Source organism: Paenibacillus sp. Y5S-9 (assembly GCF_036894235.1).
In the GTDB taxonomy this organism is placed as follows: Bacteria; Bacillota; Bacilli; order Paenibacillales; family Paenibacillaceae; genus Paenibacillus.
Map to the genome: position 1 here is coordinate 6,426,612 of NZ_CP145887.1, position 22,693 is coordinate 6,449,304.

Consider the following 22,693-nt stretch of genomic DNA (forward strand, 5'->3'; position numbering starts at 1 on the left):
CAGGTCTTGAGTTGATGGTTTAACAACCAAAAATGGTTTGCAAATCGCCTTTTCAGATGGATGAAAGTCCATCTTGTCTCACTTCGAATATTATCCTTGCAGGATAACTAGAAATTATACGCTTCTACTCAGACTTTGGGAACCTTTATCCACAGCAATTAAAGGAAAGTCCACGTTGCCCACTACGTTGTGTGACCATTATCACACCCAAAAAACCACATATAGTTTATAAATGGATAATATGAATCTACATATAGTATTTAACGCGAATTGAATGATACCCAAAATCATTTTAGGAGGAACCTTACATGAACATGCTTGAGTATGCCACTCCACCGGCATCCGATCTATTATCCGACCTGGGAAGACGAATTATTGGCGCAGAAGACGCCGATACGCTGAGGGAAAATGCGAATCTGAACGGAGACTCCTTCAGCGGCAAGATGAGCAGGCTCGGTTCGGAGACAGCCAAGTGGCATGCTCTGCGTCATGTGTTGCCGGAAGAGCTTGCCCAAGCTGTGGAGAACGGGGATCTGTATGTACACGATCTGGATCAGTATGCGCTTGGAACAACCAACTGCATCTTTATCCCGTTTGACCGTCTTCTTGCTGCGGGTTTCAATACAGGCAACGGATCGGTTCGCACACCTCAGACGATCATGTCTGCAATGGCCTTGGTTGCGATCATCTTCCAATCCCAGCAGAACAGTCAATATGGCGGTGTATCGGCCAATAAGATTGACTGGGATTTGGCCCCTTATGTACAACGATCGTTCCGCAAACATTACCGCAAAGGGCAACGCCTCTTTGGTGAGCATGCCCTGCTTGAGGATGAACAGCTTTATCTGGACAATATCGAAGCAAAGAATCAGTGCCCACGTGCATATGCCTTCGCCTATGAAGAGACTGAACTGGAGACAGGACAAGCTGCCGAATCACTGATTCATAACTTGAATACAATGAGCAGCCGGGCAGGTGGTCAGATTCCATTCACTTCACTGAACTATGGATTATGTACTTCAGCGGAAGGAAGGTTGGTATCGCGTTCGTTGCTGGAAGCAACCATCCGTGGCCTGGGCAACGGGGAGACTCCCGTGTTCCCTCAACATATTTTCCAATGTAAACAAGGGATCAATCAGGCTCATGGAGAGCCGAACTATGATTTGTTCCGCCTCGCAGTCACCTGTTCATCCCGGCGGATGTATCCTAACTTTGTCAATGTGGATGCTTCGTTCAATCTGCCTTTCTATCATCCGGAAGATCCGGATACGATCATCGCAACTATGGGATGCCGCACACGTACACTGGCAGACCGGTTTGGTCGCAATCGTCAAAGTGGTAAAGGTAACCTGTCCTTCAACACTATTAACCTTGTTAAGCTCGGCATCCGGTTTGGCATCTGCCAAGGTGCCAGAGCTGTCGCTGACCGGGCCGGATTCTATACTGCTTTGGAGTCGGTTATGCATAATGCCGCTTCCGGCCTACTGCACCGCTACCGAATTCAGACAGCACAGCCTGCCAAGGCATCGGACTTCATGATGCGGGAGGGTGTATGGGAAGGTGGAGAACAGCTTGACCCGAACGAGCCGGTTGCCGATCTATTAAAGCATGGAACGTTATCTCTTGGTTTTATCGGTCTCGCAGAATGTATGACAGCTCTCTATGGGCGCCATCATGGGCAGGACCCTCATGTACACCGCGAAGCGCTCAACATTATTCGGACCATGAGAGAGTTCTGTGATCGGATGAGCGAGCAGCATAACTTGAATATCACACTGTTTGCCACACCTGCTGAAGGGTTATCCGGCAAATTCACGAAGATCGATAGAGAACGATACGGCCTCATTGCCGGAGTTAACGATCGTGAGTATTATACGAACTCATTCCATATCCCGGTATACCACACTCTTCCAGCTTATCGGAAGATTGAACTGGAGGCCCCATTCCACACTTTATGTAACGCAGGAGCAATCTCCTATGTGGAGCTTGACGGGAACGTTCGAGCCAACACCGCAGCTTTCCTGCGAATTGTACAGTATGCACTGGCGCAGGATATCGGTTATTTCTCCATTAATCATCCGATTGATCGCTGCCCTGCATGTGGTTATGAAGGCGTCATCGGGGATGTATGCCCAGGCTGTGAAGCCCACGAGAACCATGTGCACTTCCAGCGGTTACGCCGCGTAACCGGTTATCTGACTGGAGATTACAAAGTACGCTTCAATGCTGCGAAGCAGGCCGAAGTGCGGGATCGGGTGAAACACCGGTGAATCTATATGGTTACATTCCGGAATCGGTAAATGAAGGGACAGGCTTACGGGCCGTGTTGTTCATCAGCGGATGCCGACACGCCTGTCCGGGCTGCTTCAGTCCGGATTCATGGAGCTTTCGAGCGGGTGAGCCTTTTACAGAGGATCGGCAGCAGCAGATTCTGCATGAAGTGACGACCCATCCGCTGCTGGATGGCGTTACGTTATGTGGTGGTGATCCCTTTTTCTCAGCAGCAGAATGTACGTCATGGGTTCAGCAGCTCCGCGCTGCACGTCCTGATCTGACGGTATGGGCATACACGGGATTCGAATATGAGGAGCTGGTCACCGACCCTGTGAGAGCGGAGCTTGCCCGATTGTGCGATGTGATTATCGACGGGCAATACGTTGAAGCAGAGCGTGATGTCTCCCTGCCCTTCCGCGGCAGCCGGAATCAACGTTTGATTGATGTGCCTGGCACAATGGCAAGTCACACCATTGTGACGCACACACTCATATGAGGCAGTATATTATCCAAACCATGGCGAAGCGAGTACAACCGCTGTAATGAACAGCAATTGAAGCATCAGACGTGGGAAAACTGGCCACACAGCTTTGCCGCCTATGGTTAACTTCTCACGGGCCGCATGGACATTAGCCGGGAACATGACAATGAGCATGAGCAGCAACCCTGTAGAGGCAATCCATGCAACACCAGGTATAAGTAAACCAACTGCGCCTGCGATCTCCAGGATTCCAGTCCACGTGACGATTTTCTCCTTGTGAACTAATCCACGAGGAACCATCTGAACCAAATCGGATCTGCGTTTGCCCCAGTGTGCGGATGCGCTCAACAAAAACATGACGACAACCGCACCTTGCAACGCAGGATGCCAATGATTAAACATCGGAACTCCAAGCCAGCCGATCCCGCGAAGTATCATAAAAGTTGTGCATAATGCAATAAGTGGTGCCATTTCTTATCCTCCTTCATCATCTTTACTATAAAAAGATCCGTATCAGTCTTGTTGCTTAAGCATGGTAGACATGAAGTTAGCTATATCTGCAGAGTTCAAGTGTGACCTTCCGCTTGTATGCATTGAGGTGCGTACCCGCAGTCCCATGGAGAGCAGTACAAAAAGTTCTCCCATCTGCTCTGCATTAATCGAGCTATCTATCACACCATGTTTGATTCCCAACTCAATCCACTGCATCGAATAGTTGACCGACCTATCGTGAAATTGCTGTAGTGCTTCGGACACCTGAGGTTCGTCCTCTTTGCCCAGCAAATAAAGCAAGACCTTATTGGTCATTGATCCCTGCTCCTCCAGACCGACTAAATTCGCAGCGATAATCTGCATCGGACCTTCAAACGTCTTGATATCTGCTTTCGCAATGGTAGACAGAACGGCAGAGTGCACCGTCTCCAGATGCTCCATCAGAACCCAGATAAATATTTCGTCCTTGCTTCTAACGTAATGAAAAATCGCCCCTTTGGACAATCCCGAGCGTTCCATAATCTCTTTTAAGGTAATCGCATGGCAGGCTTTCTCTTGTAACAGTTCCTTGGTAGCTCCCAATAACTGAGCCGTTGTATGTTTCCGTCTGTCTTCATTCTTCAAGTACGTTTCCTCCCTTGTTTACTCCTCTACTCTTTAAAAGAATTATACAAACCGACTATCGGTTTGTAAATAAGAATAGTAATTAAGCAATCTTTAACTGGTTCTCGGACCATTTCCCGCATAATTGAAGCATTCGTAGAGACCTGCCTTAAAGAAATAGGTTTTATCCATTCTCTCTACTTTCTTCTCTATTGCATGACGATATATTATATAGGTAGTTAGTAATTTAGCATTTAAAATTTAACCGTTTACATAAGGTAGCTAGGGAGGAATCATCTTTTATATGGATATTGTTCAAGCATTAATTACATGTATGCCTTTCTTTCGAGATACGATTCGTCAGGATGTAACCCTCTCCGTTATTGATCATGAGAAATTCCTATATTTCTCAGCAGGGGAATCGTTAAAACAACTGAATTATCAACCCGGCGACCCTCTATTGGATGGAAATCGAAATTTTGCTGATCTCAACGGCGGTACAGTCAAACGATTTGATCACTACCCTAAAGATTTATTCGGTGTTCCTTTTGACGTGGCTTTTATCCCCATTAAAAATGAGAAAGGTGAAGTCATCGCCCTGTTTAACCTGCTCTACAGTATGGATGACCAGGACCAGCTGCAACAGCTCATGGATGCTACCGAAAATCTGACCAACCAGTTAATTGACAGTGTACAGCATGTAGCCGCACACTCCGAGGAACTCAGTGCCACAACCGAAGAGATCAGGAACAACTCCAAACAAGCCGTACAGAAATCAGGCAATGTAACTCAGGTTGCCAGTTTCATTCGTGAAATCTCCGAACAAACCAATCTGCTCGGCTTGAATGCAGCCATTGAAGCGGCTCGTGTAGGTGAAGCAGGTGCAGGTTTCGGCGTAGTAGCCAAAGAAATTCGCAAACTGTCTGTCGATACCAAAGAAGCAACGGCCCGTATTGAAGATTCTCTTCTCTCGGTTCGGCAATCCATTCAAGGCATGGAGAATGAACTTGGTGAGATCACTGCAAGCTCCCAAGAGCAGGCTGAACTCGTAAATAATTTCATGAGCACAATTGAGCAACTAAATGAAACCAACAAACAATTGAAGCAATTTGTGCAAAAAATGATTACGTTTGACGGTAAATAAAAATACGTTTAATGAAACAATAAAAAATGCGTTTGATAGCAAACAATAAACAAAAGCCTCCGAATAAGTTCGGAGGCTTTTTCATGAGTTATTTGACTTAACGAATCTCGAAGTGACTGATACGTACACCTGCGGACAGCACAATGTATACATCCTGCGCACCTGATGCACCCGTGAGTTCCGCCTTCACGGTAGACCACTGCTGGGCCTCACCTTGTGCCAGTTCCACACGTCCTGCGAGCGTACCGTCCGGTGAACCGAGTCGCACTTCCAACACCGCACCTGCTTGTTCTGCGGAGACACGCGCTTCAATTGCTGCTGCCCCACTACCCAGATCGGCATCCTTGAAAGCAATCCATCCTTGCTCTCCAACTACACGGACAGCACTTCCGCCCTCTTTGCTCTCATCCAGATCAACACCCAGGTAAGCATCATAATTCTCGGCACGAGTAGCCACACCCAGATTACGGGCAGGGATCGTCTCTCCTTCCACCGTCAGGTCTGCAACCAGTTGGACATCAGAGGATGACTTGGCAACCATGATGGAGTAAGTTCCACTTTCCACGACATACCGATCACGAGTTACATCCCAGATTGCCAGTTCCTGAACAGGCAAGGTGAAGCTGACTTTCGCTGTAGCTCCCGCTTCGATATGAAGACGACGGAATCCTTTTAACGTTTTGAGTGGACGTTTCACCCGGGATTTGCCTGCACGAACGTACAACTGTACAACTTCGTCACTGGCGATTGAACCCGTATTGCTCACATCTACAGTTACCGTAACGTTGCCCTCTGTACCCACTTGAGCTGGGCTAAGTTCCAAATTGCTGTATTTAAATGTTGCATACGTCAGACCATGTCCAAACGGATACAATACATTACCTTCAAAATATTGATATGTCCGACCGGATTGAATGATATCGTAATCCTTGATGTCGGTCAGTTGATCTGCTGATTGTACCCATGTCATGTTCAAACGGCCTGCTGGCGCATAGTCGCCATACAATACGTCTGCTACTGCGTTACCCAGTTCCTGTCCTGCGTGTGAAGTGTACAATACCGCCGGGATGTTCTCCTGAACCCAATTCGATGTGAATGGATAACTACCCACGATGACCACAACCATATTCGGGTTCGCGGCATAGACCGCCTCAACCAAACGTTGCTGGGATTCAGCCAGATCCAGACTTGGACGGTCAATCTCTTCTTTACCATTTACAAGCGGATTGTTACCAACAAAGACAATTGCCGTTTCCGCAGCCTTGGCAGCTGCTACCGCTTCCTCCAGTCCATTCACAACCACATCCTGCTTGAACGTCTCCGTGGCACCAAATGTTTTCAGTTCTTCGGACACCGCAAATGCATCGTTTCCACCATTAGGTGAAGTCACCGTTTTGCCATTCCAAGTCGTCAGACCTACACTTCCGTCCTGTTGTGGCAACAGGTGGAATACTTCCTTCACAAACCAGCCGTACACTTCATCTGCAGAAGCCGTTACGTTCTCTTCATCTGTGGTCAGATATTTGCCGTTGCTTTCGGCCTGCAAGGTATAACTTCCGAAGCCCCAGTCGGACACCATAAATGTCTCCGCTTCTCCTGAAGCAATGACAGGTGATTTCTCACCATCCGCCATTCCAATCTTCTTCCCATTGGCTACAGAAGTTAACGTAATACGGTCATTACCATCCTTGAACGATACTTTATCACTGCCTACTTTGCCACGGATCGCTTCAAGTGGGGATACGTTATACGGCATGGTGCCTGCATACCAGTCACGATAGACGGTTCCGCCCAATTGACCAATCACAGCCACTTTACCAGCTTTTGTTTTGTCCAGCGGCAGTGTGCCTTTGTCGTTTTTGAGCAATACGACTTGTTCTCTTGCGGCTCTGAGCGACAGTTCTTTTGCTTTCTCTGTCATCATGGACTCTTCACCAATAGCAGCGTACGGGTTGCCTTCTTCCGGATCAAACTCGCCCAGACGGAAACGCACACGGAACGTATTGAACAACGCCTTATCGATGTCATCCATCGTGAGTGTACCTTGTTCCAATCCTTCACGTAGTGCCTGTTTGGACAGTTCGGCATCATCGGTGATGCTATCAATTCCTGCCTTCACAGATTCTACCGTACCCGGTGTGTGGGAATCATAGTATTTATGATCGTTCTTGATGCCCATTACATCGCCTGCGTCGCTGACAATGAAACCATCCATGCCCCATTCGCCTTTGACAATCTCGTTCACAAAAGGATGCAACAACGCTGGCGTACCATTAATGGAGTTGTACGCCGTCATCATGGACTGTGCGCCGCCTTCCTTAAATGGCTTCTCGAACGCTTTCAGATAATATTCACGCATGTTGCGCGGATCAATGCTGGACGAACCACTTCCGCGATCCACTTCGTTATTATTCGCAAGAAAATGCTTCAAGGTAGCGACCGCTTTGTAATACTTCGGATGGTCGCCCTGAATTCCTTTGACCAATGCTGTTGTCAGCTCGGCTGTCAGTTCTGGATCTTCACCATACGCCTCTTCATTCCGTCCCCAGCGCGGGTCACGTTCCATATCCACTGTAGGTGCCCACAGCGTAAGACCGTTCACTGCCGGATTTCGTTTATAAAATACACGTGCCTCGTCTCCGAGCACGGAGCCAATCTCCTTCATCAGATCTGCATCCCATGTGCATGCTAGCCCCACCGGTTGTGGGAAAGATGTTGCTTCTCCAAGCCAGGCCAGGCCGTGTGCCGCTTCTGTTCCGTGTTTGTATGCAGGCACACCCAAGCGTTCTACTGCTGGCTGATATTGCAGCATGGATTCAATTTTTTCATCTTCCGTCAAGCGGGATACAAGGTCCTTCACACGGGTGTCTAACTCTAGTGCTGTATCCTGAAACGGATATTTCGTTTGGTTGGTCGTCATATGGAATCTCCTTTGGTTATCGGTAGTTAATTAAAATGATAGCGAATACATATCTTATGAAAAAACGGGGATTAATTCAGATAAAATCTTACTTCAGATGGATAGATTAATCCTTTTATAATCAACGTTTACAGGTATAAAACTTGATCTCCTTTTCAAAACCTAAAACGGTTTCGGTAATCTTATCATATAGCATGTTTAACAAAAAAAACAGAGGTTCTGCGCAGGAAATTGTGAACATCCCCTCTGCAAAATCTGAACAACACCGTTTTTTCCTGGCATAGTCTGGCAATCATGAATAAGAGTACAACGATGTGCGCTGAACGACAACCGATTCAACCGATTGAAGATGATCAAGGAGGAAGACAAATGAGCGACAATCAGCAGCCCAAAACGGGTCTGCCCCCGGTCCCCGAATCACTGTGGCGTGCTACGCATGAATTCGACGCCTATCCTAAACTGACTGAAGATATCACCGCGGATGTAGCAATTATTGGTGCCGGTATTGCAGGCATTACTACCGCTTATCTGCTGGCACAGACGGGTATGCGTGTGGTCGTGTTGGAGGCTGGAAAAGTATTGGATGGCACGACCGGTCATACCACCGCCAAGGTATCTGCACAACACGGCGTCATATTTGATGAAATTATGCATCACTTCGGACAAGAGCAGGCTCGGATGTACTATGAAGGTAATGCCGATGCCGCCAAGTGGATGCGCAATCTGGTGAAGGAAAAACAGATTGATTGCCAATGGGCAGAGGAAGATGCCTACGTCTACATTCAGTCGGAGGAAAACATCAAAAAACTGGAGATCGAGCTGACCGCCTATGGCAAACTCAATATCCCTGGTGAGTGGGTAGATCCACTCCCTATTCCAGTTCCCGCAAGGGCAGGTATTTGCATGCCGGGTCAGGCACGCTTTGATCCACTGGCCTACCTGCACTACTTGCTCGATTCCGCTGTGAAACAAGGGGTGCGTATCTATGAGCACACCACCGTAACCGATGTAGAGGAAGATGCTTCACTACATGTCAGAACTTATGGAGATGGTCCATCCGTAACAGCGGAACATATTGTCGTGGCTTCTCATTTTCCCGTCTATGATCCCGGATTTTATTTCACACGATTACACGCCGAGCGATCGTACGCCGTATTAGTCGAACCGGAAAAACCGTATGCTGGTGGCATGTATATCTCGGACGATACACCGTACCGTTCCTTGCGTACCGTCTTGCATGACGGTAAGGAACTTATCCTCTTCGGCGGCGAAAATCACAAAACCGGACAAGGCATCTGCACCTTCGGTCATTATGAACGCCTGGAGCAATTCGCAGCGGAGACATTTGGTATCCGCAACATTCCTTTTCGCTGGTCAGCTCAGGATCTGATCTCCATTGACAAGGTGCCTTACATTGGACCGATTACCGGAAGACATGAACGTGTCTATGTGGCGACCGGGTTTGCCAAATGGGGAATGACAACGGGCACGATGGCAGGACACATTCTTGCGGATCGTATCAGTGGACGTGACAATCCTCATGCCGCTATATTCGATCCAGCAAGATTCAAGGCCGATCCTGGCATGAAACATTTTATTGTGGAAAATGTGAATGTAGCCAAGGAATTAATCTCCGGTAAAGTAGGCATTGTGCACAAAAACGTTAGTGATATTGGCGAAGACGAAGGAGCTGTCGTTCGTCATAACGGCAAACGTGCTGGCGCCTATAAGGACACCAGTGGCAAGCTGTTTCTGGTGGATACCACCTGCACCCATCTCGGGTGCGAAGTCGAATGGAACGAGGGCGAGCGTTCGTGGGATTGCCCATGCCATGGTTCACGCTTCGATTATGCAGGCCATGTCATTGAGGGCCCTGCTGTGGAAGACCTTAAAGTTCTGGATGCACAAGAATAACCGACATTTAGCGATTAACCTGTAAACCAAAGAAACAAAAGTTCATCTCACAGACCGGATCGGAATCCGCCTTCAGACGGAAGTAACCGATCCGGTTTTTACGTATGCTGAATTATAGCTAAACAGACAGCTTCAGCTAAGCGTCAGTATTAAACGAACTTCTTATCGATAAATCGTGATACGGAACTGTTTTAAAGTCACTACCTTGCATTAAACAGTACTGAATGCTATGATGACTTCACTACTACTGAACAATATACACTAGCGATAAATGAAGCTACGAAGGAGGAACCTGTGTGAATGTGAACATCCAGTTCAAAAAAGGAGTATTGGAGCTGTGCGTCCTGGTATTAATTAACCGCCAGGATCGGTATGGCTACGAACTGGCTCAGGCGGTCTCCAAACATATCGAAGTTGCTGAAGGTGCACTGTATCCCTTGCTTCGCCGGCTTGTGAATGACGGTTACTGCACTACCTACCTGCAAGAATCAACTGAAGGACCGCCGCGCAAGTATTACCGACTGTCCGAGACAGGTCGCGACTACATGTCGGCACTGACGACAGAGTGGAATGATTTTGTGCGCAATGTCGCAAATCTGATTGAGGAAGGAACTCATAATGAATAGACAACAATTTATGCAGGCCATGGAAATTCATCTACGGCCGATGGAACCGCAGGAACGGGCTGAATTGCTCGCAGATTATGATCAACATTTCCAGCTTGGACTACGAGAAGGCAGACTGGAAGAAGAGATCGCTCGGGAGCTGGGACAGCCGGAAGAGATCGCCAAGGAAGCACTCGGTGAGCGTTATGACATTCATACACCGGGTTCAGATGCGTTTTATGCACCGACGTATCGCGAAATGCGATCCCCAAGAAACAGCACCAGAGCCACTCGCAACTTTTTCACTGCCATCGGCCTGTTATTCCTGAATCTGATCCTTGGCATTCCTCTTGGTCTCATGATGTGGTCGGTATGGCTTGTTATTGCCAGCCTTTCCTTGCTGGTATTGGCTCCTGTGGCAGCAGTTGTGGACTTTGTATTCCTGGGCCAACTCGATAAACCGGAAATTTTCGTTGCGATTGGCGCTTTCGGTGTCGGCATTTTGTTTGCCATCGCATCGAAGTATGTCTTTAGAGCCTTCAAAATCGTCACTCTTCAATATATTAGATGGAATAAAAACACGTTGAAAGGAGATGTTTCCGCATGAGTACCAAGAAATGGCTTGCGCTTGCCGTGATATGTATCGGAATAGGTTTACTTGGGACATCCATTTATGGCGTTCAGTTCGGGGATGAACGGGAGCATTATTCTAAACGATGGGATTTCAAAGCAGATGAATTGCAGAACATTATCATGAATGCTAATTTCAGTGCAGATATTGAATTTGTCATAAGCCCGGATTCGAATGGTTATATCGAAGTGGATGGTAAATGGGACCCTGCCGTAGTCAAAAGCTTCGAACAAGCCACCTTATCCAACGATACATTCCAACTGTCACAGACAGAGCGTGAACGATTGCAATTTTTCACCCTGTACTGGAATGATCAAGATTCCACAATAACGATTGCCCTGCCTGAAGGACATCAGTTAAATGAGGTTAAGCTGGACTCCTCTTCAAGTGACTGGGATCTAACGGATCTGAGTGCCAATAAGCTTGAGCTGAATAACACCTCCGGTTCCATACGTCTGGCAAACATCAAGGTACCCAATATTGAGTTGGCTCTGACTTCGGGGGACATTACCGCTTCCATGATTAATGGAGACATGACCGTGAAACAGACATCCGGAAGCTTCACTGCTGATCAGGTAGTTGGTCAAGTAAACAGTAAGATTAAATCAGGAGATATTGAAATCACTGAATTAAACGGCGCAGCCGATGTTCAATTCACTTCGGGTAGCATTCATATTGAACAGTCCCATTCCGCCCCAATTAATGCGTCTGGAACATCAGGAGATATTTTCATTCAAGCTGCACCTGATTTTGACGGGATCTACGATGCTAAGGCTACTTCCGGAAGTGTGGATGTACCTGAATCCCCAATGGTAAGCCGGGAAGTGATTAAAGCCCGCACCTCTTCTGGCAGCATCGAGATTACCAAATAGTGATGAAGCAAATTTCCGAACTGTGGGTAATATAGTATAATCAAATGCCAGTCCAATTCTAAGGAGGAATTACCCACATGGAACTTAAAAATAAAACAGCTGTCATCACAGGTGCCGGTAAAGGTATCGGCCGTGCCATCGCTGAAGCACTTGCCAAAGAAGGTGTGCACCTCGGCCTTATCGCACGTACCGCTTCCGATCTTCAGGCTCTGCAACAGTCACTTAGTCAAGAATACGGCGTTAAAGTAACCAGTGCTGCGGCAGATATCTCGGATCGCACACAGGCGGAAGCCGCTGTAGCAGCCATTGAGATGGAACTCGGCGCAGTGGATATCCTGATCAACAATGCAGGTATTGCAAGCTTCGGCACATTGCTGGATATGGACCCGGAAGAGTGGGAACGCATCCTGCATGTTAACGTTATGGGTACATATTACGTCACACGTGCTGTCCTCCCAAGCATGATCAAGGAAAGTAGCGGCAGCATTATCAATATTGCTTCCACTGCAGGTGAGCGCGGATTCGCTACAGGTTCGGCATACTGTGCATCCAAGTTTGCGCTACTCGGCATGACCGAATCTCTGATGCAGGAAGTGCGCAAATCCAACATTCGTGTAACGGCACTGACACCAAGCACAGTGAATACGGAGCTTGCGACCAATGCCGGACTGAAAATTGGCGACGAAGATCGCATGATGCAAGCGGAAGATGTAGCTGAACTTGCACTCGCAACGCTCAAGCTGTCCGACCGTGTCTTCGTTAAAGCAGCAGGCATTTGGACGACCAATCCGCAATAGACAGTGTGCTTCTGATTTTTCTAACGAATCTCTGCGACGTTATTTCGCCAGAAGTCTGTGGAATGTAGCCAAATTACACGCACAAGAGTGAATAAAGCGTCTGAGATTCGTTAAATCTTGATGTCTGCTTAAAATCATCTAATAGGGCTCGCTCAGTTCGTTAGAAATATAAAAGGACGTTTCCCATTGTACATGTATGCATGTTCGCATGTTCATGACTTGGGAGCCGTCCTTTTTTTTATTCTACAAATGATCCAGACCCAATTCTTTGGACACCGCAATGAGCACCACCGCAGGATCCTCACCGATATTGGTCACTTCATGGGGCACGATCGCATTCCAGGTAAACGAATCACCCGCTTCCAGAATTTCCACATCTTCACCTTGTTGCGCACGAATCATGCCCTGCAATAAAAGATGACTCTCTTCTCCCGCATGTTTGCTTACCCCGGTCGATGCACCTGGCGGCAACTCCACAATGGACATACGCATCGCACCTTTGGCTGTAAGATGCTGCACTTTGATCTGTCCGCTCCCTGCCGTTGTTTCCTTACGCTCGTTCTTACGTACCACATTCATCCGTTGCTCCGGTGTCAGCAGCAAATAGGGAAGTGGCACTTCCAGATAATCCGCAATACTTTCAAGTGTAGCAATGGAAGGTGACGTTTTGTTATTTTCCACGTTGCTGATAAAACCTTTGGACAACCCCGTTCCCTCGCACATCTGCATGATCGTAATCTGTTTCTGCTTGCGGATCGTACGAATAGCCAAGCCGATATCCATATTGCGTCCCTCCCCTTCTATTGATCTATTTAAGACACCAGTCGTCCGCGTCGCTTCTTCAGGTTATCTATTCGCCACGTGTCTCAACAAATATAATCCGATTGCCAAACGGATCTGTCACGGTCATTTCCCTTGAATTCCAAGGGGTCTCCTCGATACCGGGTCTCGCATGTTTGTACTCTTTCTGACGAAGTGCACCATGGAATGTATCCAAGTTATCCGTATCCACACGTAACGCAGCTCCAGGTGTACAATCTCCATGATGTTCGGACAGATGAATCACGATGGAATCGAGCGAAACCTGCATATATAAGGGCATATCTTGCTCAAATCGATGTTCCCAATCCAATTGGAAACCCAGGTATTCAAGGTAAAACTCTCTAGCTTTATTTTCATCAAATATTCTCAGAATAGGCACGATACTCTTTAACATCCTGATCACGTCCTCGGGAATAAGATATAAACCATGCGTAGCGATACTTCTTTTAAAACTCTTCAAGGTTTCTTATACACAACATATATTCATCATACAAAAAAAGTATTGACCCTACAATGAAACCATGATAAATTTTGTTCATAAATAAGAATATTTATTTCATATTTGTGAACTTTATTGTCTAAGCTATATATCTAACTCAATCCTCATCAGGTGGTGTTTTCAATGAATTCTCCTTATATACATGAAATCCGATTACCGTCTCATTACAATCCAGATCAACGTTATCCCGTAATCTTCGCCTTACATGGCATGGGATCAGATGAACAGGATATGCTTCGTTTAATGGAGCCTATGCAGTCTGATTTTATTATTGTTGCCATCCGTGGGCCTATCGTTCAGGGTAGTGGTTATGCTTATTTTCAGATCAAAAGCATTGGCAACCCCATCCGCGAATTGTATGATGCCTCCGTGCTGGGACTGCAACAGTTGATTGTTGATCTGTCCGCCAAATATGCTATTGATCCCACGCGGCGTTATATCGCCGGATTCAGCCAGGGCGCCATTATGGCAATGACTCTATCGCTGATCATGGGAGATGCAATTAAAGGCATTGTAGCGATGAGTGGGTACATCCCGCAATTTGTGAAAGACGAGTACAAGCTACAACCCGATTCGGAGCTGTCTGTGTTCATATCGCATGGGGATCAGGATCATCTATTCCCGCTCCAGCTGGGCGAAGATAACGCCAATTTCTTCCGTCAACATACCAATCACGTCACATATGTTCCTTACAACGGTGGACACCAGGTGACCCCCGATCTATATCAACAATTCCAACAATGGCTTCGCACGGATGCGAACCTGACTTCCGATGACTCGAAAGGACTGAATTTATAATGATGCCATCCCTGTTTATTGCTCACGGTGCCCCATCACTAGCACTGGAGGAGAATGTGTACACCGATTTTCTGCAGAAACTCGGACAAGAACTGCCGAAACCCAAAGCAATTATATTGTTCTCTGCTCACTGGGAATCCACAACTCAGCTTGTATCCTCGGTAGCCAATTACGAGACCATCTACGATTTTGGCGGTTTCCAGCCTGAATTGTACCAGATTAAATACCCCGCTCAAGGACATGCAGAGACTACAGCCGAGGTGGAGCGTCTATTCGCGGAAGCCGGGATTCCGGTACAAACGGATGATGTTCGTGGCCTGGATCACGGCGCTTGGGTTGTGCTACGCCTGCTCTACCCGGATGCGGATATTCCCGTAGTTGCCTTGTCCGTGAATCGCTATCTGACAGGTGAGCAGCAATATCAGGTTGGACAAGCGCTCGCTTCCTTACGTGAGCAAGACATTCTTGTGATCGGCAGCGGCGGAACCGTTCACAATCTGCGTCGATTGAACTGGGAAAGTAACGGCGTTGACCCGTGGGCATCGGAGTTTGACAACTGGCTGCATGACAAGCTGGTGAGTTGGGATACGGCGTCTCTCTTCTCCTATGATAAACTGGCACCTTCAGCTCAAGCCGCCGTGCCTACCCCGGAGCATTTTGTACCACTGTTGCTGGCGATGGGTGCGGGAGATCAGAACAAGCGAGCATCGCTCCTGTTCAAAGCCTATCAGTATGGCAACCTGAGCTTGTCCTGCTGGAAGTTTGAATAAAGAGGACTATATAAAAGGTTAGTTTCATTTTATATAGTAGATAAATAACTAGCGTGAGTTACAGGGAATGCCCCTGTTGCTCACGCTTTATTTGTTGTTACCGTCCTTGAATAATGAGACCATTGTAGTATATAAAGCAAGGACTCCGGTTTCTTGTGTGCTTTCCCGGATTATAACTATAATATGAGGTGAAATCAGGCACAGTTTGCTCGCATATCACTCACCATATTATCTGAATAGCTCATACGGAGGGAATTGGATGCCAGAACAGCGTATATATGAATTGATGGATGAACTGGATATGTTGCTGGAGGAGAAGGTACAGGATGAGGAAAACCGGGAACTCTTGGAGGCTTATCGCCAGTTTGAAGGCGTGACGGATGGGCAGCTCGACGCATTCGAGCGTGAACAAGGTATTCGTTTGCCTGCTGATTTTCGTGCGTTTTATAAACGTAAAAATGGGAGCGGTTATGCCTTTCACGTCTTGTATCCAAGCCTTGAGGATGGACAGGAATCCGAACCATTTTATCTGTTATCCCTGGAAAAAATTCAAAAGGAGCAGTCCACGCTGGTGGAGAACCGCATGGATGATTATTTTACCGAAGAAGAGATCGGTGAGCTTGATCCCCGAATCAAACCCTACCTTTTTCAAAAGAAATGGATCACGTTTGGCATGCTTGGAGGTGGCTCACTGTATCTGATGTTCGATTTTGATCCGACAGAGCAAGGAACGGTTGGGCAAATTATTATGTATGTACATGATCCGGATTTTGTATATTATGTCGCTGGCACGTTTACGGAACTATTGGAACAATCCAACCGGAATTTACGTGCCATTGAGGCCATCGAGTACTGAGAAAGTATAACGTATCCACACTGGCATCAGCCTACTCCCTATGGATCACATGATCAACATGATGATATGACCTTTTTTGCATAATGCTGGGATATGTCAAAGCGGTTATAATAACATTTAGTGGAAATGCACATGCTGTATAGATAAAATGCCTTTTCTACACCTAATACATTGATCTGGGAGGAACACACGAAGTGGCTGAACAACCGAAGTCTGAGAGCTTTATGTCTCTCGTCAAAAAAGGAAACACATCCTCCGCCGTAGCGATGGCAGGTAATGCTGTTCTTGCGGTGTGCAAAGGGGGAGCCTTCCTATTCAGTGGCAGTGGTGCCATGTTCGCTTCGGCGATGCATTCACTCGCTGATGCCATTAACCAAGGGTTTGTCTTTGTCGGAAGTGTGCTGTCCGAGAAAAAACCTACACGCCGCTTCCCGACCGGATTCGGACGGGTCATCAACATTTTCTGTATGATCGCCGTTATTGTCGTGACGATTATGGCCTATGAGACCATTCATGAGGGGATTCACCTGCTCCAGCATCCTGTTGGTCATACCGGCGGTCTCTGGATTAACATCGGAGTGCTTGTTCTGAACATTGTCATTGACGGGGCCATCCTGATCAAAGCCATGAAGGAAATTCTCAAAGAAGCACGCGCACCCAAAGCCGCCGGATTTGCCTTGGTCCCTGCTGCCATCAAAAATGTAGGCCGTGCTGCGCCACCAACCCGTCTCGTATTCTACGAAGATGTTGTAGCAGTACTCGGTGCGACACTCGCCTTGATCTCCGTTGTAGTCATTGCATTAACCAATTTTGCATTGCTCGATGGCATTGTGACAACGATTATTGGATGTCTGATGATCGCTGTAGCCTTCCGTGTCGGTTACGATAATATGATCGGATTGATTGGTGTAGCGGCTCCACAGGATATTGAGGACAAAGTGTCCCAAACCATTCTGGCAGACACACATGTTGCTGACATTCAGATGATGCGTATTATTCAGGAAGGCCGTTATTATCATGTGGAAGGTCTGATTGAACTGACCAAAGGACTCAGCCTGGCTGATGCGGATGACATCAAGTTCCGTATTCAGGAGAAACTGATGACGAACCCCGATATCGCCGACGCTGCCATCTCCATTATTGAGGATGACGGTGTGAACAGCTGGGGCAAGAAACATTCAGATGTGGTGAAATAACAAGCTTCGTTTTGGATAAAAAGAATGACAGAACCCACTCTTCAACAGAGTGGGTTTTTAGTATGTTCAACTACACACTCATCTACAAAGAGGTAGTTGCCCAAATACTTACCTAGACTTTGGTCTAGGTTCACTTTAACTCCAAAGACGGAGGATAGACTTTTCCAGTTCATGGTATGCTGTGAATAACGAAAGTAATTGCTCTACATACAACCGTTCGGAAAATTGATCTTGTATTAAGAAGGAGAGATATTATGGCTAAACGTACGATCCTGGCGCCTGTTCTCATTTTACTGGGCGTGTACCTGATTCTGAACCAGGGAGGTTCACTCGGTCCGGGTACGATCTTTGCGACTTTCTGGCCCACATTGTTCGTGATTCCACTCGGACTGTTCTTCCACTGGCTGTACTTCTCCATGATTGGCAGAGGGGTTGGACTTCTGGTTCCTGGTGGGTTGCTGCTCACGGTTGGTATCGTCTGTCAGATTGCCATGCTATTTAACAACTGGGGTACGATGTGGCCGGGCTTCATTCTTGCTGTTGCTGTTGGTTTGTTCGAATTGTATTGGTTCGGTGGTCGGAACAAATGGTTGCTGATCCCCATCAACATTCTTACGGTGATATCATTGCTATTCTTCGCTGTGATGTCGATTGGCACGATGCTGAGCAGCTTGAGCTTTATTCAACCGTTCGTGGCGATTGTGCTGATTATGGGTGGGGCATGGATCATGGTGGGTCGCAAAAAGCGCATGTAGTGTCGTTCATATAAGATGATTAGGTGGGATCAACTGAGCCACTACGGTGACAGAACAACTTCGGATCGCTGTTATCCCCGGATTTTTTTGAATCCCAATCTAGCAATGGGAAAATCCGTTGATAAAGGCGAGCGCTTCACTTCCTTCGTTTGTTCTGTCCCCTCCGTTAACGTGTGATCTTAAATGTTCATCTTATATGGCACTTCAAGCGCTATTGCTCTGAAGCAGGTAATAGAAAAGGGTTGCTGCTCATCATTTCACTTGAATGACGAGCAGCAACCCTTTTTGTTTTTTTCAGAATCTAACGAAATGTGCACACGTTATTGGCGGTTATTTACTGTGCATTTTAAACTCCAGGAACAGGTCGTTATAATGCGAGAGCATTTTTTTTCCCAGATTATCGTAGACCTCCAGCTTGCCTGTCAGTGTCTCGTCCGGATAGAAGCGTTCATCCTCCGAGATGTCCTCTGGCAGCAGCTTAAGCGCCTCGGCGTTTGGTGTGGAATACCCGACATACTCCGCATTGCGAGCGGCATGATCCGGGTCCAGCATGAAGTTGATAAACTGGTGTGCTCCTTCAATATTACTCGCTGTCTTCGGAATAACCATGTTATCGAACCAGAGGTTCGAGCCTTCTTCAGGCACCATGTAATCCAACTTGTCGTTCTCATCCATAATCTCGGATGCATCCCCAGACCACACGAGTCCAACCGCTGCCTCCTCGTTCGCAAGCAGCATCTTGATCTCGTCTCCGACAATTGCTCTGACGTTTGGCGTCAGTGTAGACAGCTTCTTCAGCGCTTCTTGCAAATGGTCTTCGTTGGTATCATTCAGAGAATACCCAAGACTGTTTAATCCCATCCCAATGACTTCACGTGCGCCATCAAGGAGCAGGATTTGGTTTTTCAGGCGCGGGTCCCACAGGTCGTTCCAGCTATCAAACGTCAACCCATCCACCAGTTCAGGATTGAACACAACCCCCACTGTTCCCCAGAAATAAGGGATCGAGTACTTGTTGCCTTCGTCAAAGGACAAGTCCAAGAACCGCGGATCGATGTTGCTCAGGTTAGTCAATTTGCTTTGATCAATTGGAACGAGCAGGTCTTCCTCTTTCATTTTGCTAATCGCATATTCGGAAGGAATCGCCACATCAAACGTAGTACCGCCCTGCTCAATCTTGGTCAGCATCGCTTCATTGGAGTCAAACGTCTGATAGATAACCTTAATGCCAGTCTCGTCCTCAAATTCCTTGAGCAGATCTGGGTCGATATAATCGCCCCAGTTATAGATGGTCAGCGTGTTGCCGCCAGAATAACCCTGACTCTTGTTCAGATACGAAGCCAGGATCATCAGGGCAAACGCGGCCACAAAAACAATCGCAAATGTCCGTACCAGTTGCTTCATGGACGCAGCCCCTTTCCTCCGGGTGGTATCCGTGTTGCACGGCGGTTAATGAAGTAATATCCGACCACCAGCAGCACCGTGAGCAGGAACAATAGGGTGGACAGGGCATTGATGGACAAGGATACACCCTGCCTTGCTCTGGAGTATATCTCTACCGAGAGTGTAGAGTAACCATTACCCGTAACAAAGAATGTTACTGCAAAATCATCGAGCGAGTACGTCAACGCCATGAAGAATCCGGCAAAAATACCTGGTTTCACGTATGGCAGTACCACACGCGTCAGAATCTGCCATGAACCAGCACCCAGATCGCGCGCTGCATCCATCAGTGTTGGACTCATCTCCTGCAGCTTCGGCAGTACCATGATTACAACAATCGGTACACTGAATGCGATATGAGACAGCAGGACGGAAGTGAAGCCCAGTTTGATGCCAATCATGGTGAACAGAATCAGGAATGACGCACCAATGATGACATCCGGACTAACGATGAGCACGTTATTGAGTGACAACAGCGTGTTCTTGGTCCGTTTGCGACGCACATGGTAGATCGCCAGTGCTCCTGCTACACCAAGGATCGTTGAGATCGCTGATGACAGGAGCGCAATGATAAATGTATTCAGCACAATGATGAGCAGCCGAGTATCAGCGAATACCTCTCTGTACCATTCAAGCGTGAATCCTTCGAAGCTGCGCATGTGGCCGCCACTATTGAAGGAATAGAAGATCAGATACGCAATCGGTGCGTACAATATGGCGAATACAACGGCTAGATAGACGTTAGACAGCTTTCCGTTTCTTCCCATTACGCACCTCCTTCTTGCCTGATCCAGTCAGGAACATAATAATCGCCATCGCAATAATCAAAAAGACGGCAATCGTTGAACCCATCCCCCAGTCCTGGGTGACGAGAAAATGCTGTTCGATCGCTGTTCCCAGCGTAATTACACGGTTCCCCGCAATGAGGCGGGTAATCATGAACAGAGACAGCGCAGGAATAAATACAGCCTGACAGCCTGACTTCACTCCACTAATCGTCAGTGGAAAGATAACTCGGCGGAATGTCAGCCACGATGAGGCTCCCAGATCACGCGCCGCATAGATCAACGATGGATTCATCTCTTCCAGCGCATTGAAGATCGGCAGAATCATGAATGGAATGAAGATGTACACCGAGACAAAAATAAAGCTGAAATCGGTGAACAAAATCTGCTGTGTACCAATACCCACCACTTCAAGCAGGGAGTTGGTCAGACCGTACGTTCCGAACAGGCCGATGAAGGCGTACGCTTTTAACAAAAGATTGATCCAGCTTGGCAGAATGATCAGCAGCAACCATAGCTGCTTGTGCTTCGTCCGGGTCAGCATATACGCCGTTGGATACGAGATCAGCAGTGAGAACGCCGTAATCAGAAATGCATACCAGAACGAACTGAGCGTCATCTGCAAGTACACCGGTGTGAAGAATCGGGCGTAGTTGCCAAACGTGAAGTTACCCTCCACATCAAAGAACGAATAATAGATGACCAGCAGAACCGGCGCCACAACAAACAACACCATCCATAATACATATGGAATCAGATACGCATTGCGTGTGCTGGCCTTAGTCTGCATGAGCGGCCTCTTGGTAGGCTTCGAGTCGTTTGTCGAACTCTTCTTCGGTCTCGTTAAAGCGCATGACGTGTACCGCTTCCGGGTCAAAATACAGTCCAATCCGTGCGCCGACAACGGCTTTCTTGGTTGAATGAACAAGCCACTCATTGCCCGCATCGTCGTACGTGGATATCTCGTAATGCACCCCGCGGAATAACTGGGAATCCACATTGACCTTGAGTTTGCCTTGGTCTTCGGTTGTAATCTCCAGATCCTCTGGGCGAATGACAATCTCTACCGGCTCGTCCCGCTGGAGACCCTGATCGACACACTCGTGCTGTGCGCCAGCAAACTCTACCACAAAGTCCTGCTTCATTTTGCCTGATACAATGTTCGATTCCCCGATAAAGTCTGCCACAAAGCGGTTAATTGGCTCATCATAGATATCATTCGGTGTACCGCTCTGTTGAATCACGCCTCCATTCAGGACAAAGATCTCATCCGACATCGCCAAGGCCTCTTCCTGATCATGTGTAACAAAGATAAACGTGATGCCCAGTCGCTGTTGCAGCTCCCGTAATTCATACTGCATCTCAGTCCGTAGCTTCAGATCGAGTGCTGAGAGCGGCTCGTCCAGCAGCAGAATTTCAGGTTCGTTCACAATTGCGCGTGCAATCGCAACCCGTTGTCGTTGTCCGCCGGACATTTCACCAATTTCACGGTTCTCATAACCGGACAGATTGACGAATTTGAGGGCTTCCAACACTTTGCTGCGAATTTCAGCCGTTTTCATCTTTTTGATCCGCAAACCAAAAGCTACGTTCTCAAATACATTCAAATGTGGAAATAACGCATAATCCTGAAATACGGTATTCACCTGCCGCTGGTGGGCAGGCACCCGGTTGATGAGCGCACCGTTAAAATAAATACTGCCCTGTGTCGGCTCCGCAAAACCGGCAATCAGCCGCAATATCGTTGTTTTCCCGCAGCCCGATGGGCCAAGAAGCGTATAAAATTTACCCCGCTCAATCTCAAAGCTGACTGCCTTCAATACGGCTTCATCCTGATCGTATTGCTGAGTCACCGCTTCGAAGCGGATAATCGGTTGTTGTTCTGACATGCTTCACATCGCCCCCTTATACTTGAGGTACCTCTTAATTCTGTACACTTTCGTTCATGCATCCTTATAGATAACCCATCTATTATATATGATTCAGGTATATCCGCAATGGTTTTGATGTAAACGCCGCGTGTCATTTCTTCTTAT

Annotated in this window: 22 protein-coding genes; 13 read left to right on the forward strand and 9 right to left on the reverse strand. The window is 47.4% G+C overall.

Annotation, left to right across the window (positions count from 1 at the left end):
- Positions 1 to 308 precede the first annotated feature (308 nt).
- Together V6669_RS28195 and nrdG are read left to right on the forward strand one after the other, a co-directional pair.
- Entirely contained in the window at positions 309 to 2,270 is a 1,962-nt protein-coding gene (locus V6669_RS28195; RefSeq protein ID WP_338588930.1) for an anaerobic ribonucleoside triphosphate reductase, read from the forward strand.
- The gene (nrdG, locus tag V6669_RS28200) at positions 2,267 to 2,770 is read left to right on the forward strand and encodes an anaerobic ribonucleoside-triphosphate reductase activating protein (protein WP_338588933.1); all 504 of its coding nucleotides are present in this window, start codon (positions 2,267 to 2,269) and stop codon (positions 2,768 to 2,770) included. The genes V6669_RS28195 and nrdG overlap by 4 nt, the downstream gene beginning before the upstream one ends.
- Before the next feature lie 9 nt (positions 2,771 to 2,779).
- Here the strand turns inward: nrdG and V6669_RS28205 are convergent, their stop codons facing one another.
- Positions 2,780 to 3,226: a DoxX family protein gene (locus V6669_RS28205; RefSeq protein ID WP_338588935.1), complete on the reverse strand. Its 447-nt coding sequence runs from the start codon at positions 3,224 to 3,226 to the stop codon at positions 2,780 to 2,782.
- Positions 3,227 to 3,268: 42 nt separating this feature from the next.
- A complete protein-coding gene (locus tag V6669_RS28210; RefSeq protein ID WP_338588937.1) occupies positions 3,269 to 3,871 on the reverse strand; it encodes a TetR/AcrR family transcriptional regulator in 603 nt (200 codons plus the stop codon).
- 283 nt (positions 3,872 to 4,154) lie between these two features.
- Between V6669_RS28210 and V6669_RS28215 the strand changes: the two genes are divergently transcribed.
- Positions 4,155 to 4,994, forward strand: a complete 840-nt coding sequence (locus V6669_RS28215; RefSeq protein WP_036612816.1) for a methyl-accepting chemotaxis protein — start codon at positions 4,155 to 4,157, stop codon at positions 4,992 to 4,994.
- 97 nt (positions 4,995 to 5,091) lie between these two features.
- Here the strand turns inward: V6669_RS28215 and V6669_RS28220 are convergent, their stop codons facing one another.
- Complete coding sequence (locus tag V6669_RS28220) at positions 5,092 to 7,914, reverse strand: glycoside hydrolase family 3 C-terminal domain-containing protein (RefSeq protein WP_338588940.1); 2,823 nt, start codon at positions 7,912 to 7,914, stop codon at positions 5,092 to 5,094.
- A 369-nt stretch (positions 7,915 to 8,283) separates the two neighbouring features.
- Between V6669_RS28220 and V6669_RS28225 the strand changes: the two genes are divergently transcribed.
- From V6669_RS28225 to V6669_RS28245, 5 genes are all read left to right on the forward strand, one after another.
- On the forward strand, positions 8,284 to 9,828 hold the full coding sequence (locus V6669_RS28225) for an FAD-dependent oxidoreductase (protein WP_338588942.1): 1,545 nt from the start codon (positions 8,284 to 8,286) through the stop codon (positions 9,826 to 9,828).
- Between the two features lie 296 nt (positions 9,829 to 10,124).
- Entirely contained in the window at positions 10,125 to 10,454 is a 330-nt protein-coding gene (locus V6669_RS28230; RefSeq protein ID WP_338588944.1) for a PadR family transcriptional regulator, read from the forward strand.
- Positions 10,447 to 11,040, forward strand: a complete 594-nt coding sequence (locus tag V6669_RS28235) for a DUF1700 domain-containing protein (RefSeq protein ID WP_338588946.1) — start codon at positions 10,447 to 10,449, stop codon at positions 11,038 to 11,040. Before V6669_RS28230 ends, V6669_RS28235 begins: the two co-directional genes overlap by 8 nt.
- On the forward strand, positions 11,037 to 11,936 hold the full coding sequence (locus tag V6669_RS28240; protein WP_338588948.1) for a DUF4097 family beta strand repeat-containing protein: 900 nt from the start codon (positions 11,037 to 11,039) through the stop codon (positions 11,934 to 11,936). Before V6669_RS28235 ends, V6669_RS28240 begins: the two co-directional genes overlap by 4 nt.
- Before the next feature lie 77 nt (positions 11,937 to 12,013).
- A complete protein-coding gene (locus tag V6669_RS28245) occupies positions 12,014 to 12,733 on the forward strand; it encodes a 3-ketoacyl-ACP reductase (RefSeq protein WP_338588950.1) in 720 nt (239 codons plus the stop codon).
- Positions 12,734 to 12,976: 243 nt separating this feature from the next.
- On the opposite strand, the gene V6669_RS28250 is transcribed toward V6669_RS28245, so the two are convergent.
- Both V6669_RS28250 and V6669_RS28255 read right to left on the reverse strand, forming a co-directional pair.
- Positions 12,977 to 13,516 (reverse strand): XRE family transcriptional regulator, encoded by a 540-nt coding sequence (locus V6669_RS28250; protein WP_338588952.1) that lies wholly within the window; start codon positions 13,514 to 13,516, stop codon positions 12,977 to 12,979.
- A gap of 67 nt (positions 13,517 to 13,583) precedes the next feature.
- Entirely contained in the window at positions 13,584 to 13,949 is a 366-nt protein-coding gene (locus V6669_RS28255) for a glyoxalase superfamily protein (protein ID WP_338588954.1), read from the reverse strand.
- Positions 13,950 to 14,177: 228 nt separating this feature from the next.
- Here V6669_RS28255 and V6669_RS28260 point away from each other — a divergent pair, with 228 nt between their 5' ends.
- The 5 genes from V6669_RS28260 to V6669_RS28280 all read left to right on the forward strand — a co-directional run bounded on the left by V6669_RS28260 (position 14,178) and on the right by V6669_RS28280 (position 18,429).
- Entirely contained in the window at positions 14,178 to 14,852 is a 675-nt protein-coding gene (locus V6669_RS28260; protein ID WP_338588956.1) for an alpha/beta hydrolase-fold protein, read from the forward strand.
- Positions 14,852 to 15,622, forward strand: coding sequence for a class III extradiol ring-cleavage dioxygenase (locus tag V6669_RS28265; RefSeq protein ID WP_338588959.1), 771 nt, complete (start codon positions 14,852 to 14,854; stop codon positions 15,620 to 15,622). Before V6669_RS28260 ends, V6669_RS28265 begins: the two co-directional genes overlap by 1 nt.
- A gap of 259 nt (positions 15,623 to 15,881) precedes the next feature.
- A complete protein-coding gene (locus tag V6669_RS28270) occupies positions 15,882 to 16,478 on the forward strand; it encodes an SMI1/KNR4 family protein (RefSeq protein ID WP_338588961.1) in 597 nt (198 codons plus the stop codon).
- 194 nt (positions 16,479 to 16,672) lie between these two features.
- Complete coding sequence (locus tag V6669_RS28275; RefSeq protein ID WP_091036009.1) at positions 16,673 to 17,674, forward strand: cation diffusion facilitator family transporter; 1,002 nt, start codon at positions 16,673 to 16,675, stop codon at positions 17,672 to 17,674.
- A 254-nt stretch (positions 17,675 to 17,928) separates the two neighbouring features.
- Positions 17,929 to 18,429 (forward strand): hypothetical protein, encoded by a 501-nt coding sequence (locus V6669_RS28280; RefSeq protein ID WP_017691802.1) that lies wholly within the window; start codon positions 17,929 to 17,931, stop codon positions 18,427 to 18,429.
- 330 nt (positions 18,430 to 18,759) lie between these two features.
- Here the strand turns inward: V6669_RS28280 and V6669_RS28285 are convergent, their stop codons facing one another.
- From V6669_RS28285 to V6669_RS28300, 4 genes are read right to left on the reverse strand one after another with little or no spacing between them, the layout of a single operon-like run.
- Entirely contained in the window at positions 18,760 to 19,833 is a 1,074-nt protein-coding gene (locus tag V6669_RS28285) for an ABC transporter substrate-binding protein (RefSeq protein WP_338588967.1), read from the reverse strand.
- Positions 19,830 to 20,639, reverse strand: a complete 810-nt coding sequence (locus V6669_RS28290; RefSeq protein ID WP_062836831.1) for an ABC transporter permease — start codon at positions 20,637 to 20,639, stop codon at positions 19,830 to 19,832. Before V6669_RS28290 ends, V6669_RS28285 begins: the two co-directional genes overlap by 4 nt.
- Positions 20,614 to 21,447 carry an ABC transporter permease gene (locus tag V6669_RS28295; protein ID WP_017691799.1) on the reverse strand — a complete coding sequence of 278 codons (834 nt, stop codon included), beginning with the start codon at positions 21,445 to 21,447 and terminating at the stop codon, positions 20,614 to 20,616. Before V6669_RS28295 ends, V6669_RS28290 begins: the two co-directional genes overlap by 26 nt.
- Positions 21,437 to 22,546, reverse strand: coding sequence for an ABC transporter ATP-binding protein (locus tag V6669_RS28300; protein WP_036612848.1), 1,110 nt, complete (start codon positions 22,544 to 22,546; stop codon positions 21,437 to 21,439). The genes V6669_RS28295 and V6669_RS28300 overlap by 11 nt, the downstream gene beginning before the upstream one ends.
- Between the last annotated feature and the right edge of the window lie 147 nt (positions 22,547 to 22,693).